Origin of the sequence: Aestuariibius sp. HNIBRBA575 (assembly GCF_040932005.1) — a bacterium.
Classification (GTDB): Bacteria; Pseudomonadota; Alphaproteobacteria; order Rhodobacterales; family Rhodobacteraceae; genus CANLNM01.
Genome location: NZ_CP162414.1, coordinates 64260 through 78011 on the forward strand (window position 1 = coordinate 64260; position 13752 = coordinate 78011).

Consider the following 13752-nt stretch of genomic DNA (forward strand, 5'->3'; position numbering starts at 1 on the left):
CCTTTGTGCGCTGATTTGCTGCTCAGATGACTACAAACGTTGGGTCAAAATACGCACAGCACTGTCAAACAATGCTGGGTTTTCTTCCACCCTTGCCGCAAGCTGCGCACCTTCTAAAAGTGGAAGTGCCGCTGCCGCTTCGATCGCCGGGTCCGTGACGTTGGCGATACTTCCGTCAGTTTGCCCAGCCACAAACACTGTTTCTGCCCATGCAATAATCATTTCGCGAAAGCGGCCAATTTGGGTGATAACCTCAGCGGGCAGGCTTTCGCGGCTGGTCGAAAAGGATACGCAGAGGCAGAGGCTTTTGCCACCATCAAGAGCGGATCTATAACGGTCGATCAACGCTGTAAGCCGCGCGCCGCCCGAATCCTGGCTCAGGTCGATTTCTTCGCAGACCGCTTTCAGATCATTGTAATATCGTTCCATCAAAGCGACAGACAGGGCGGCTTTGGTCGGGAAATGATGGTGGATACTGGCCTTACGAATGCCGACATCCTCTGAAAGGTCAGCATAGCTGAACCCATCAAATCCAAGCGTGCGCGCCGCCCGTTCCGCAGAGTTAAGCAAAGCGGTTTTTGTGTCAATTCGCATCTGTACCACATGTCTCGTTAGGCTTGTGCTATGCTAGTACGTTTTCTGCTGCTTCTAAAGCGCCTTTGAAAAAGCTGCCAAATCACGGGGCCTTTTCGATCCCTCCAGGTACCGCGGCCGATGGCCCAAAGGGATGCGTGGTTCAACAAAAATGTATTTCCACCTAGCGGTTAACAACAGGCGATCAAAGCCAGCGATCGCGCCGATGACGAGCGCCGGCATATTTGCACCGCCGTTAGACCGCCGGTGGCTTGGCGTATGGCAAATGGCCGGTCTTGACCCAAACTTTGGCACCGTCGGCCCCGGCAATCGCGGTCAGTGGCTGCCCTTCTGGCAAACGCAACCACGCGCCTTTGCCAAGTGATTCACCGCCTTCGGTCAGTGATCCTGAAATGATAAGCATCTCAATTCCGCCAACATCCGACATGTTTAGCGCAGCGCCTGCGTCGACATGGCTGTAGGTCACTGTTTCACGGTCATCGCTATGCAGCTGGGCCGTGGCAACACCATCAACCGGTGAGGCCAATTCATCCGCCATGGTTTTGCGAAATTGATTGCGGTCTTCCATGTCAAATTGCCAAAGTTTCACAAAGATTGTGCAACCCAATTCTGAGCCCGGCGTGTGGGATGTCGTGGGCGGGTTGCGGACATAGGTTCCTTCGGGAAAATCACCATGTTCGTCTTGAAACACACCATCAAGAACGATGAATTCTTCTCCACCTGAATGCGTATGAGCAGAAAATTTGCTGTCGGGCGCATACCGCACGATGGTCGTCGCCCGTGCAACTTCGCCGCCAATGCGATCTAGCATGCGCCGGTCCACGCCCGGCATGGGCGATGGGCTCCACTCAAGCTGATCAGAGTGAACAACGACACGTTGCGAAAAGTCAGCGTTAAGTTCCATTGTAGTGTCCTTTCGACTTGAGTGGAGGCGGCTTAACCCGCGATGCTGGGACGAGCTGCAACTTTGGCACGCCAAGCGTTAAGATTTGAGAGGCTTTCAGGGATTTCTACCTTGGCAAAGTCAGCGAATGCCAAGCCCGCAAAAGCCGTGATGTCTGCAATAGAGAATTCACTGCCAGCCAGAAACGCATTGTCAGCCAGAACCTCGTTCAGATAGCGCATCGTCTGACCTGCAACTTCTTTTTGTTTGTTGCCCCATTCGGCACATTGGTCGGTTTCCAGATCAGGACCAAGGCCGGGTGTCGCATGATGAAAATAAGCCCCAACTGCGTTCAGCAGGCCGTTTTCAGCACGTAGGTTCATCATCGACACTTGGGCACGTTCCTTTGGGGTTTTGCCGGTCAGCGATGGGCCCTCAAAGTGACCATCAATATATTCAGTGATCGCGTTGCACTGGGATATATGTGTGCCATCCGCCAGTTCGAGGCATGGGACAACCGCATCTGGGTTCATGGCTTTGAATGTGTCTGTGCGGTGCTCACCACCCATGACGTCAACCGCGATGAATTCCACGTCGTTTGTTGCGCCTTTCTCAGCCAACGCAATGCGCACACGTGCGGGGTTCGGGAAGCCTTCAGTGTCATAAATTTTCATGCGATCATCTCCATGTTAAATCTGATGATTAACTGCCTACTGATAGGTAGGTGGTTTGGCAAGAAAATTAGACCCAAGCGCTTCGCGCTCACGGCATCGTGAAATATGGCCGTGATTTGGATCACCAAAAATTCTTCGGGGTTGCTCTTGGTATGCGGGCCAAACGCTGTGTGTTTTCGAAGTCCGGTGGCGACAGCTCGGTTTTGGAACCGTTCCGATTACGCGCAATCGGAGCGGTTCATTCAAGTCAGCGAATGCGTTGGGCCAACCCGAAGCGCCATTTCAAAAAAGGCACTGACATAGTCACTCTGAAAATCTTGGCGTCTGGTCCCTAAATTGATGCTCTTGTGTAGCCCGGCTTTACCAATCCGCAGCATCGATATGGGCATGTCATGCGCGTCCTCTCGGATGAGCCAGTCAGGCAAAACCGAAACGCCGCGTCCGGCAGCAACAAGCTGAAGCATCAGATCCGTAGATTCTATCCCTTCTCGCCGATGCGAGCGCGGCCACCCCGTCAAATGTGAAATCCGTGCGCAGTTCGAGATTAACGTCCGGCCATTCTGTCAGATATGGTCCGGCGACTTGCATGAGCCATTTTTCACAAGGATGGCATTCCATCCCGATGCGCAGGGCACCGCGACGCCCCTTCTTTTGCCATATCTTAACCTGAAGCCGATTTTCTAACTTGGCAATCGAATGGCTGACGGCAGATTGGCTAAGGTTAAGCCGCTCTGCAGCGGCACTCACCCCGCCAGCGCGCGCGACTTCGCGAACAGCCATCAAATGCTGTCGATCAATCATTATGCATCGTTTTCAAGGGTTGGCGAGGAATGACCATTTTTGTTCATCTAGCACTCTCTTTGTGTGTCAGTCAGCGCCATGTCAATTTCGGAGCACAGGATGAACACTCAGGATATCTCTCATTGTTTTAACGAAACAATGGACCGCCGCGGGTCCAACTCAATGAAGTGGGACGGTGTGAATACGATGCTTTCAAAAGAACAGGCTCAGGCGGATCCACTGCCCATGTGGGTTGCTGATATGGACTTTCGTGCCCCGCAGCCTGTGATAGACGCCTTGGTTGAGACCGCGCAAAACGGCGTATTTAGTTAGCCAAATTGCGCACCGGAAAGCTATGTGAAAGCTGTTATTGATTGGCAGATGAAGCGTTTTGGTTGGCGGGTCGAACCAGAATGGGTTGTTCAGACATCCGGCATTATTACGGCCATCAAAACGATTATTCAGGCTTTTTCTTCGTCTGGCGATAGCATTCTTATCCAGCCACCAGTCTATGCGCATTTTCGCGACGATGTGCTGTTGACTGGCCGTTTCCCCGTCGATGCACCGCGGGTTCGCACGGAAAACGGATACCGATTTGACCCGCAGGTATTTGAAGACGCAATCCAACCGAACACGTCAATCTTTATCCTGTCAAACCCGCACAATCCCACTGGCAATGTCTGGCGCGAGGACGAACTGCATATGATGGGAGAGATCTGTGCGCGACATGGCATTTGGGTGATCGCAGATGAAATCCACCAAGACCTCATCCTGAACATGACCACCAAGCACATCCCTTTTGCCAGCCTTGGGGAGGCATTCGCCTAAAATTCCTTAGGCAATATGATCGCAACAGAGGCCGCCTATCGTCATGGCGAAATCTGGCTCGAAGGATTATTGAACCATCTTCGGGCCAATCACCAATATTTTGCAGAAGGCGTCAGTGATCTGAATGGCGGCTTGCAGGTGTTGCCTGCAAATTCTCTTTATCTTGCGTGGATGGATTGTCGTAGTTTGGAGCTGAACGCAGATGAGCTGCATCACTTTATGCTGACCAAGGCGCGGTTGTGGCTAGATTCTGGTAAAAAATTTGGCGCTGAGGGACATGGATATATGCGGGTTAATCTCGGCTGTTCTCGCGCGACCGTGAATATTGCATTGGAGCGACTGAGAAACTCAATGGCCAATCGTTAACCCGCGCCCAGTTGAATAGATTTGGGAGCGCGACCTGATCATTTTAACAAGCTGCCACTTAGCTAAGCAAAGAAGCGCGAAATCTGCGTTGAAGCGGAGAGCTTGTTGAAAGGTCAGAAAACCGGCGGTTTTAACCTCTTAGGGTGCGATAATGATAGTTCCATTTGGTCCTGACAGCGCGTCTAAACTGTACGCTTTACCCAACTTCTGCGAACAAAAGCATCGGGGTTGGACTAAATAGAAATGTGACTGGCTACAAAACCGCACCTTGTTGCCATGGCACGAATTCTACTCCGCCATATCCCAGGTGTTCGCTTTTGGTGCGCGCACCACTGGCAACGTCGATCAACATGTCAAATATTTCACGCCCCTTTAGCGCCAGCGAAGTGCCATGCGCGACATCACCACAATTTATATCCATGTCATCGCGCATGCGCGAAAACAGTTCGGAATTGGACGCCAATTTAACGCAAGGTGTCGGCATGTACCCCGACACCGAACCGCGCCCAGTGGTAAAGGCAATGAGATTGGCCCCCGACGCAATTTGCCCCGTAACAGAACATGGATCAAAGCCGGGGCTGTCCATAAAAACAAGCCCTTTTTCCGTCAATTCCTCTGCGTATTGAAACACGCCATTCAGGGGGGCCTGACCGCTTTTGGAAATTGCACCAAGTGACTTTTCGAGGATGGTTGTTAACCCTCCGCGTTTGTTGCCAGGGCTGGGATTATTGTCCATTTTTGCGTCGTGTTTATCGCAATATGCGACCCACCACTCCAGCTTGTTTATCAATGCTTGTCCAACATCAGGTGAAACAGCGCGCCGTGTTAGCAAATGTTCGGCCCCAAAAATTTCGGATGTTTCGGACAAAATAGAGGTTCCGCCATGTTGCACCAACAAATCCGACGCGACCCCCAATGCGGGATTGGCCGTAAAGCCGGAATAGCCATCCGAGCCGCCACATTGCATGCCCAGAACCAATTCTGAAACGGGCGCAGGTGTTCGATATGCGGCATTCGCAAAGTCAGCCAGCGAAGCGAGCTCTGCCAATCCTTTGTCGATAGTGCGTTTGGTGCCGCCGCTTTGCTGGATTGTCATATACCGCAAAGCGCCTTGGGTGGATAGTGTTTGGCCACCAATCAGGTCCGCCAATTGCAGAACTTCGCAGCCCAATCCAACCAATAAAACGCCCCCAAAATTTGGGTGTTTTGCATAACCGGCCAATGTGCGCAGCAGAACGTCATAGCCATCGCCGCGATTGGACATGCCGCATCCCGTGCCATGAACAATTGGCACGATTCCGTCGACATTTGGATAATCATCCAGCAGTCCCGACTTTTCCGCGGCCTCTGCGATGAAACGCGCAACAGAGCCTGAACAATTCACAGACGTCAGAATCCCGAGATAGTTTCGCGTGCCAAATCGGCCATTGTCCCTGCGATAGCCCTGAAATATGCGGGATTTGGGGGCTTCGGGTAACGGGTCTGCTGCGGCGCTGAAATCATAGTCTACCGCATGTGCACCCATTTCCAGATTATGGTCATGAACATGCGCACCCTTGGGAATAAAGCACGACGCTTTTCCGATCATCTGGCCGTATCGCAGCACGGTTTCACCGGCTGGGATGTCGGTCAACGCCACTTTGTGGGACTTTGGGATCTGGGTTTTGATGCCGCCAACGTCGGTTACCAAAGGGTTTAAGGCAATGGCAACGTTATCTGATGCGTGCAGCTTCAAGGTATCCGACATTTTGCTAGTCCTGCATTTTGACAATGACCTTGATCAGATCGGATCGGTCCGCTGCAAGCGAGGTAAATGTATCCGCAAGTTGGGCGATATCTATCACACCGGAACACAACGCTTTGCCATCGATTTGCCCGTCACGAAACGCGCTGAGCACCCAGTCAAAGTCCGACGTTAGCGCGTTGCGGCTTCCGATCAATTGCATTTCCCGTTTGTGGAATTCCGGATCGCTAAAGGAAATGGTGTCTTTGACCACACTGACCAAAATATATGAACCGCCATGGGCCACGGCCGGGAACCCGGATTCGATGGCGCCGCTATGTCCGGTTGCATCAAAAACAGCATCAAATCCCTGGTTTTGAGTTGCATCGATTGCGGCCTGAACTGTGTTATGCCCTTGGGTCAGGTCGAATTTGTCGGCCGCCATATCCAGCCGCGCCTGACTGAGGTCCAGCAATTCGACATTGGCCCCTTTGAGCCGCGCAAACAGGGCGGTCCCGATCCCAATTGGACCGACACCAGTGACCAAAACCCGGTCGCCTTTGGTGATGTTGGATCGCCGGACCGCATGTGCGCCAATCGCGAGAAATTCGACCATGGCGGCATCAATTGGGGACAGGCCGTCGGCAGGATAAAGATTGCCGGACGGAACAGCCAATTGGTGGCCCATGCCGCCGTCGCGATGCACGCCCAATACTTCGATATTGTAACAGCAATTAGGTTTGCCACGGGAACAAGCCCGGCATGTTCCGCAGGACAGATAGGGATTGACGACCACCAAATCGCCCTTGGCCCATCCGTTTCCGGTTTCCGCGATGCGCCCGCTCAGTTCATGTCCAATGACGCGGGGATATTCCAGATAGGGATGTTTGCCCTCTAGAATATGGTAATCCGTACCACACAAACCCACCGCGCAAATGTCGATCAGGACCCAGCCATCAGGTATGTCGCTGGGACGGGTGCGGTGCTGAATTTCAAAGGAACCGGGTGCAACCACAACACCAACTTGCATCATGTCTGTGCTCATGTGTTCTGCCCCCGTGGGGTCCAGCCACCGGGCAGGGTGCCTTTGATGATCAGGCTCAGAATATCGTCTTTGTTGACGTCTTCGATTTTAAAGGTACCGACATTGGCGCCTTTGTTCATCACCATGACGCGATCGCACAAATCAAACACGTCATGCATGTCGTGGCTGATTAGGAAAATTCCGATCCCTTCGGCTTTTAGGCGCAGGGTTAGGTCCGCCACCATCGCGGTTTCAGACGGGCCAAGCGCGGCCGTCGGTTCATCCATGATCAGCACTTTGGCCTGAAAATAGATCGCACGGGCGATGGCGATGACCTGACGTTGACCGCCAGACAGTTTGGCGACCGGATCTTTGAGGTTTTTGAAGTTCGGGTTCAACTGGCGCAAGGCGTCTTTGGCTTCGGCATGCATGCGGGTTTCGTCTAGATTGCCAAACCGGGTTTTTAGCTCGCGCCCCAGAAACAGATTGGCGGCGGCATCCAGATGATTGGCCAGCGCCAATGTCTGATAAATCGTTTCGATACCGTATTTTTTGGCATCTTGTGGCGTGTGCAGGTCTGCGCGTTCGCCATTGACCCGAATTTCGCCTTCGTTGGGCAGCATCGCCCCGGATAAAATGCGCATCAGGCAGGATTTACCAGCGCCATTGTGACCCAGAACGCCGACCACTTCTCCGGGGTATAGATCAACCGACACGCCTTCGACTGCGTGGACGCCGCCGAAATGTTTGTAAATGTTGGACATCTCAATCAGAGGTGCAACTGGGCGTGTGTCGTCTAACATGCTGAATCCTAAAATGAAATGTGATGGTCAGCGCCGTTAAAACGCTGACCAAAGCTGTTTAGTAGAGAACGTTTTGAGCAACGGGTGTGTCGATATTGTCGGCTGTGACCATCACGACGCCTGTGTCGATAAAGTCAGTCACTGAGTTGCCCGCCAGAATGTCGGCGACCGCGTTCACGCCCAGTTCACCCATCTGGAATGACCCCTGAACGGCGGTGGATAGCAATGTGCCGCTTTTGACCATGTCCTGCAGGTCGGCATTGCCGTCAAAGCCGATTGCCGTGATCTGACCGGCTTTGCCCGCCTGTTCGATTGCGCGGCCCATGCCGATCGCTGTGGGTTCGTTCGCACCAAAGATCCCGACCAAATCGCCATTGGCAGCCAGAATATCGGTGGTTTGGTTCAATGCAGTCGCCATTTGGGATTGCGAATAGAACGGCCCAACGATTTCGATGTCCGAATTGTCGCCCAGATAATCAACAAAGCAACCAACCCGCCCGATTTCAGAGCCAACACCTGCCACATAGGACATCACTGCCACTTTGCCTGTGGACCCGGCTGACTCGATCATCAATTGCGCGGCTTGTTCGCCCGCGGCGCAATTGTCGGTGGACAGGAACGTTTGGTAATACTGCTCGCTGCCCTCGGCCAAACCGCTATCGATGATGGCAACGGGAATGCCAGCTTCGTAGGCGCGTTGAACGACGGGGGCCAGAGCCTCTGGGTCGGATGGGGCCAGTACAATCGCCGCCACACCCCGGTTGATCGCATTTTCAACCAGCGCCACTTGGTCTGCGATGGCAGATTCAGAGGCAGGACCGTTGAACGTCATTGTGTGTTCAGCATGGCCTGCGATGGCGGCGGTCGCACCTTTGTTGACGTTCTGCCAAAAACTGGAATTGGTGGTTTTGACGATCACTGCAATTTCGCCAGCCGTGGCAAAGGATGCGGATAGGGCAATCACGCTGGTCGCGACTGCGGTTGAGATAAGTTTCTTCATGGTTTCCTCCCTGGTGAAGATCTTATTGATTTGGTTAGTTTCGGTTGCGGATCTGATCGATATAAACGGCGCCGATGACGACAACCCCGATGATGATCTGCTGAATGAATGCGGATGTGCCGGCCATGTTCAGGCCGTTTCGAAGAACGCCGATGATGAACGCGCCGATCATGCTGCCGGAAATCGACCCAACACCGCCCATCAGGGATGCGCCACCAATCACAGATGCGGCGATGGCGTCCAGTTCGTACATGACGCCTTCGTTGGGTTGCACGGTGACCAGACGGGACATCAAAACCATGCCTGACAACCCCGCCAAGGCACCGGATGCGGTATAGGCCCAGATTTTGGTGCGGATCACGTTGACGCCTGACAGCCGCGCGGCCTCTTCGTTAGAGCCGACGGAAAAAATGTGTCGCCCGATTTGACGTTTTTGCAGCAGATAAGCGCCAAAGATCGCCACAACCAACAGCAGAACCGCAGGATAGGGGATGCCGGGGAAAATGACCTTGGGAAAACCGTTATCCTGCATTTCAACGATGCGAAAAAACGACCCATTGCCAAGTTTCCCAAAGGCGTCGCCCAACCGACTGATCGGTGCGGCGCCCGTCAATTGCAGTGCAATCCCGCGGGCGATCATCATCATTCCCAGGGTCGCTACAAACGGCGTAATCCGCATTTTGGTGATCACCAGCCCGTTCACAAACCCACATAGCGCACCGGTAAAAATCCCAAGCGCCATGGCGGGCAAAACCGGAAGGCCTGCCTTGATGACCAATCCGGTAACGACCCCGGACAACGCCAGAACGGAGCCGACGCTCAGATCGATGCCACCGGTAATAATGACCATTGTCATGCCAATCGCGAGCAACCCGATCACAGTGGTCTGCAACAGCACGGTCAGCCCGTTGTTGATGGACAAAAAGGCTGGGCTGGTGAACGAAAAGGCCAAAATCAGCAACAACAACGTCATCAAGGCAGACAGCTTGTGCAGGGTTGCACCTGTTGGCAAGAACCGTAAACGTTGGGGTTTTGGGGCGTCGGGCATTGTTGGTATTCTCCTAAAAAGCCCGCTTAGGCTTTAATAATAATAAACCGTAATCAGCGTTCTTGTCAGCGTCAAATGTTTTTAATTATTTTTGCACAGATCAAAAAAACCGATATAAACCGCCCAAAGACTAAGAGGAAAAGAGCGTAAATGGCCCGCACAAACACCCGTTTTATCACCGCGCATGGGCAGATGTTAACGCATTGTGACCAAATGAAAATTGGACAGTTTCTACCGTCCGAAAACGCGCTGGCAACTCAGTTTGGCGTCAGCCGTACCGTGATCCGGCATGTTTTAGCCAAGTTAAACGAGCAAGGCATCATCGCGTTGAACGGACGCGAAAAGGTGGTGACCCGGCGGTCGGTTGATGATGACCAACTGGCGATGCCGGAATCATTATTAACGATCGAAGAACTGGAAGGCCGGTTTTTGGATTGGGTTTTGCGCATGGATGTGCCGCCCGGAACCGTTTTGAATATCGCGCAATTGTCCAAAAATTTCACCGTTGCCGCCCATACATTGCAGGAATTTTTTTCGTCGCTCAGCCGGTTCGGAATTGTCGCCCGCCGTCCGCGGGGGGGTTGGGTTTTGCTGGGCTTCACTGCGGAATATGCGGTGGAATTGTCAGATTTCAGAACGGTGTTAGAGCTGAACTCGGTACGTCATTTGGTGACGCTGTCGGACGACCATCCCATCTGGATCCAGTTGGCCGAGTTGAAGCAGCAACACCTGTCGTTGTTGGATCGCATCGACGTGGATTACCACGACTTTTCTCAGCTCGATGAGACATTCCACGAAGCCATCAATGGCGTGGTTACAAACCGGTTTGTCAAAGAGTTCCAAAAGGTCATTTCCCTTGTGTTCCACTATCATTTTCAATGGAACAAGGCCGATGAACGTATTCGCAACGAAGACGCCATACGCGAACATTTGGCTTATATTGACGCTCTCATGAGCCGGAATGCGGATCGTGCCGTTGCCGCGGCGCAGGCGCATTTAACGACGTCAAAACTCACGTTGCTAAATTCCCTAAAGGCCAACGCCCATGCGCTTTAGCGTGTGACAAACTGGACGGCGTCGGGCGTCAAAGTCAGCTTTGCAGCGTCTAAGTTTCGAATAAGAGAGCGCACTTTGCCCGTGCCAATCAACGTTGAAATCACAGCCGGGTGACGCAGCGCGAATTGGATGGATGCCTGCGCCAATGTCAGGCCGACCGCCTCGGCTTGGGTCTGCAACGTTGCGACCTGATCGCGAATTTCGGGCGATGCGGGGGCGTAATCAAAGGTTGCGCCATCCACGGGGCCGGTGGCCAAAATGCCAGAATTGAAAATACCGCCCAGTATCAACTGGGTTCCGTTTTGGGCACAGACATCTAGCAATTCGTTTTCAGCGTCGCGATCCAATAGCGTTAGGCGTCCGGCCAATAGGATGACATCAAGCGGGAAGGATTTCATCACATCTAGGCAGATTTGGGTTTCGTTAACCCCCAACCCAATGGCGCCGATACGCCCCTGGGCCTTTAGGTCGTGTAACGCGGGCAAGCCGGTGTCAAACAGATCGGCCAGATGTCGTGCGCCTGCCTGTTTGCCATGTGTTAAATCCCCAATGTCATGCACAAATACGATATCGATTTTCGAAACGCCCAGACGGTCGCAACTGCCATCAAAGCTGGCAAGTATCCCTTTGGCGGAATAGTCGTAATGCACGTCGTTGGGCAGAGGGTTCACAAACCCATCGGCGTCGGATTGTTGCGTGCCGGGGGTTAAAACACGGCCAACTTTGGATGAAATTGTGTAGGCATTCCAGGGTTTTGTGCGCAAATACTGGCCCATGCGCTGTTCCGACAATCCGCGTCCGTAATGGGGCGCTGTGTCGAAATATCGAATGCCCGATGACCACGCAGCGTCCATGACCGCGTTGCAATCCGCATCGCTGACAACGCCCCCTAAATTGCCCAAGCTTGATCCCCCAAAAGAGAGCGTCGTCACCTCAATACCGGTGTTGCCAATTGGATTGCGCGGAAAGGTCATGATGTTGCTTTCTGTTGGCGATTGACGATGCGGGACAAGGTGGGTTTTTCCGAAAAGTCACCCTTTGACGCGGCCCATTTTAGCAATGCGCCCATGCGGCGCTCTACCTTTTGGGAATGGTTTTGGGCGATGTCAGATATGCGATGTTCCAGGAACGGATTGGCAAACCTATCAAGCGTTGTTGCCAAATAGGGGGTGAATTCATCTGCCAGCCCTGCCGCGCCAAAAGCAGGGGCGACCTCTGATTTTAACATCTGGATCAGTGCTGTTTTTTCGGACGACATATTCATCACGTCGCGCATCAATAGATCAGGCACACCGTTTGTTTGCATCCAGCGATCGGCCAAAAAACTGTGCCCCAAATTCAGAACAAAAAGCTTGAGTGATGCTATCGTTTCAAGAGATGGGACAATTTGGATCGCCGGGTGGCGGCAGGGCGCGCGCAGATTTGCGTGGTCTTGGATGGCCCATAATGCGTAGGGTTCTGCGACGGCCCCAGCGGGTTCCAGCGGCTGTGATACAATCCGATCCACGAGGGAATTTACCCAGTGAACATCGGTATTTAGATAATCAACAAAGTCTGCTTTCGCGCCGTTCGCCAATTCCAACACCCGCGCTTTTAGCGTGTCACCGTTGTTTGTGATCAGTTCCATTGGCATGATCTGAATGGGCTTGGCCCCCTGTTCAAATCGTTGACGCAGCAGCAACATCAATTTTGCAGGATAGGACATGGATTGATCAAAAACCGGGTTTTCATCACTGGGTCGCGCCAGAAAACCGGCATCACCCGTGTTTGATAAAACGATTTCAGCCTCGTTGACGAAAACGTCGATCACTTTCTGCCAATCACCCGCCGTTGATAGCGTGCGTTTGATGCTGTTCACATAGGTGAGCGTCGAAGATTGTTCGCCGTTTATCAGCCCTTCTATTTGAACGGGAAACGGGTGGGCCAATCCGTCCAAGCGCTGGGCACGGCTTACGTCGCCAGAGCTTTGGACAACGGTGATTGGGCCGACATCCTGACCTTCTGCCATCGCCTCCGAAATGAATAGGTCGGCATGAGCCTGCAAAAATCGGCTGGTACCAAACTGAAGAATAGGGGTGCGCATGGACGGGGCTTCCTTGTCAGACGAGATATTTGTTTTTAATTATATAAAACAAAGCAAGTCAAGCAGCGGCGCGCAAGCTGTCCAAACAGCACCATATTTTCCAAAAATACGGTGCCGTCGGAAATTAGTAAGTGGCGCGACCGCCGGATAAATCAAACACAGCCCCTGTTGAATAGGAACATTCCTCGCTGCACATCCATCCCACCATTGATGCAATTTCTTCTACCGTTCCCATACGGCCCATCGGAATTTTAGCGAGCATATACCCAATTTGTTCCTCTGTGACGTCGTCCAGCATTTCGGTTTTGATTACAGCAGGGCAGACCACGTTGACCCGGATATTGCTGGTGGCCAATTCCTTACCGAGGCTTTTGGTCAATCCGATCACCCCGGCCTTGGATACTGAATAGGCAGAGGCATTTGGGTTGCCATCCTTACCCGCCATCGACGCAATGTTGACGATGCGCCCGTAATTGCCTTTTTGCATGATTGGCACAATGGCGCGCGAGGTGTGAAAGACGCCGTTTAGATTGACGTTCATTACCGCATTCCATGTCTCTAGCGGATAGTCTGTTACTGGCGTGTTAACCCCTGCAATACCGGCCGCATTGACCAACAGGTCGATCCCGCCGAGGTCGGCTTCAACTTCTGCGGCGGCCTGTTCGACATTGTTGTAATCAGACACATCCACCCGGTGGTGGATCACCTTTCCAAATTGTGACAGAGCGTTTTGGGCCCGCTGCAGGGCGTCGTCGTTAACATCCCAGAGAGCGACCGAAGCCCCACTTTGCAAAAACCGTTTGGCAAAGGCAAACCCCATGCCACGTGCGCCCCCCGTTATCACGGCACGACGTCCGTTTAGATCAAGTGTGTTCATTGTTGTCTCCTTG

Annotated in this window: 17 protein-coding genes; 4 read left to right on the forward strand and 13 right to left on the reverse strand. The window is 52.9% G+C overall.

From position 1 onward, the window contains the following. Positions 1-30 precede the first annotated feature (30 nt). The 5 genes from AB1F12_RS00325 to AB1F12_RS00345 form a co-directional block, all read right to left on the reverse strand. Positions 31-594, reverse strand: a complete 564-nt coding sequence (locus AB1F12_RS00325) for a TetR/AcrR family transcriptional regulator (protein WP_368185696.1) — start codon at positions 592-594, stop codon at positions 31-33. A 235-nt stretch (positions 595-829) separates the two neighbouring features. After that, the gene (locus AB1F12_RS00330; protein WP_368185698.1) at positions 830-1498 is read right to left on the reverse strand and encodes a cupin domain-containing protein; all 669 of its coding nucleotides are present in this window, start codon (positions 1496-1498) and stop codon (positions 830-832) included. A 32-nt stretch (positions 1499-1530) separates the two neighbouring features. Continuing rightward, a complete protein-coding gene (locus tag AB1F12_RS00335; protein ID WP_368185699.1) occupies positions 1531-2151 on the reverse strand; it encodes a glutathione S-transferase family protein in 621 nt (206 codons plus the stop codon). A gap of 242 nt (positions 2152-2393) precedes the next feature. After that, complete coding sequence (locus AB1F12_RS00340; protein ID WP_368185701.1) at positions 2394-2615, reverse strand: LysR substrate-binding domain-containing protein; 222 nt, start codon at positions 2613-2615, stop codon at positions 2394-2396. Beyond that, a complete protein-coding gene (locus AB1F12_RS00345; RefSeq protein WP_368185702.1) occupies positions 2569-2952 on the reverse strand; it encodes a LysR family transcriptional regulator in 384 nt (127 codons plus the stop codon). The genes AB1F12_RS00340 and AB1F12_RS00345 overlap by 47 nt, the downstream gene beginning before the upstream one ends. A 99-nt stretch (positions 2953-3051) precedes the next feature. Here AB1F12_RS00345 and AB1F12_RS00350 point away from each other — a divergent pair, with 99 nt between their 5' ends. Genes AB1F12_RS00350 through AB1F12_RS00360 form a run of 3 tightly spaced genes read left to right on the forward strand, consistent with a single transcriptional unit; the run spans position 3052 to position 4125 of the window. After that, positions 3052-3264: a hypothetical protein gene (locus tag AB1F12_RS00350; protein WP_368185704.1), complete on the forward strand. Its 213-nt coding sequence runs from the start codon at positions 3052-3054 to the stop codon at positions 3262-3264. A 24-nt stretch (positions 3265-3288) separates the two neighbouring features. Then, positions 3289-3759: an aminotransferase class I/II-fold pyridoxal phosphate-dependent enzyme gene (locus tag AB1F12_RS00355; protein ID WP_368185705.1), complete on the forward strand. Its 471-nt coding sequence runs from the start codon at positions 3289-3291 to the stop codon at positions 3757-3759. 15 nt (positions 3760-3774) lie between these two features. Further along, positions 3775-4125 carry a hypothetical protein gene (locus AB1F12_RS00360; RefSeq protein WP_368185706.1) on the forward strand — a complete coding sequence of 117 codons (351 nt, stop codon included), beginning with the start codon at positions 3775-3777 and terminating at the stop codon, positions 4123-4125. A 253-nt stretch (positions 4126-4378) separates the two neighbouring features. On the opposite strand, the gene AB1F12_RS00365 is transcribed toward AB1F12_RS00360, so the two are convergent. From AB1F12_RS00365 to AB1F12_RS00385, 5 genes are read right to left on the reverse strand one after another with little or no spacing between them, the layout of a single operon-like run. Further along, positions 4379-5872, reverse strand: a complete 1494-nt coding sequence (locus AB1F12_RS00365) for a UxaA family hydrolase (protein WP_368185708.1) — start codon at positions 5870-5872, stop codon at positions 4379-4381. Positions 5873-5876: 4 nt separating this feature from the next. Continuing rightward, positions 5877-6893, reverse strand: a complete 1017-nt coding sequence (locus AB1F12_RS00370; protein ID WP_368185709.1) for a zinc-binding alcohol dehydrogenase family protein — start codon at positions 6891-6893, stop codon at positions 5877-5879. Beyond that, entirely contained in the window at positions 6890-7675 is a 786-nt protein-coding gene (locus AB1F12_RS00375) for an ATP-binding cassette domain-containing protein (RefSeq protein WP_368185711.1), read from the reverse strand. The genes AB1F12_RS00370 and AB1F12_RS00375 overlap by 4 nt, the downstream gene beginning before the upstream one ends. 58 nt (positions 7676-7733) lie before the next feature. Continuing rightward, the gene (locus tag AB1F12_RS00380; protein ID WP_368185712.1) at positions 7734-8675 is read right to left on the reverse strand and encodes an ABC transporter substrate-binding protein; all 942 of its coding nucleotides are present in this window, start codon (positions 8673-8675) and stop codon (positions 7734-7736) included. Between the two features lie 34 nt (positions 8676-8709). Then, complete coding sequence (locus tag AB1F12_RS00385) at positions 8710-9723, reverse strand: ABC transporter permease (protein ID WP_368185714.1); 1014 nt, start codon at positions 9721-9723, stop codon at positions 8710-8712. Between the two features lie 150 nt (positions 9724-9873). On the opposite strand from AB1F12_RS00385, the gene AB1F12_RS00390 reads away from it, so the two are divergent. After that, complete coding sequence (locus AB1F12_RS00390) at positions 9874-10779, forward strand: GntR family transcriptional regulator (RefSeq protein ID WP_368185716.1); 906 nt, start codon at positions 9874-9876, stop codon at positions 10777-10779. Here the strand turns inward: AB1F12_RS00390 and AB1F12_RS00395 are convergent. From AB1F12_RS00395 to AB1F12_RS00405, 3 genes are all read right to left on the reverse strand, one after another. Then, positions 10776-11753, reverse strand: coding sequence for an aldo/keto reductase (locus AB1F12_RS00395; RefSeq protein WP_368185717.1), 978 nt, complete (start codon positions 11751-11753; stop codon positions 10776-10778). The genes AB1F12_RS00390 and AB1F12_RS00395 overlap by 4 nt on opposite strands. Next, positions 11750-12862: a mannitol dehydrogenase family protein gene (locus tag AB1F12_RS00400; RefSeq protein ID WP_368185719.1), complete on the reverse strand. Its 1113-nt coding sequence runs from the start codon at positions 12860-12862 to the stop codon at positions 11750-11752. The genes AB1F12_RS00395 and AB1F12_RS00400 overlap by 4 nt, the downstream gene beginning before the upstream one ends. Before the next feature lie 124 nt (positions 12863-12986). Then, on the reverse strand, positions 12987-13739 hold the full coding sequence (locus AB1F12_RS00405) for an SDR family NAD(P)-dependent oxidoreductase (RefSeq protein WP_368185720.1): 753 nt from the start codon (positions 13737-13739) through the stop codon (positions 12987-12989). Positions 13740-13752: the final 13 nt, after the last annotated feature.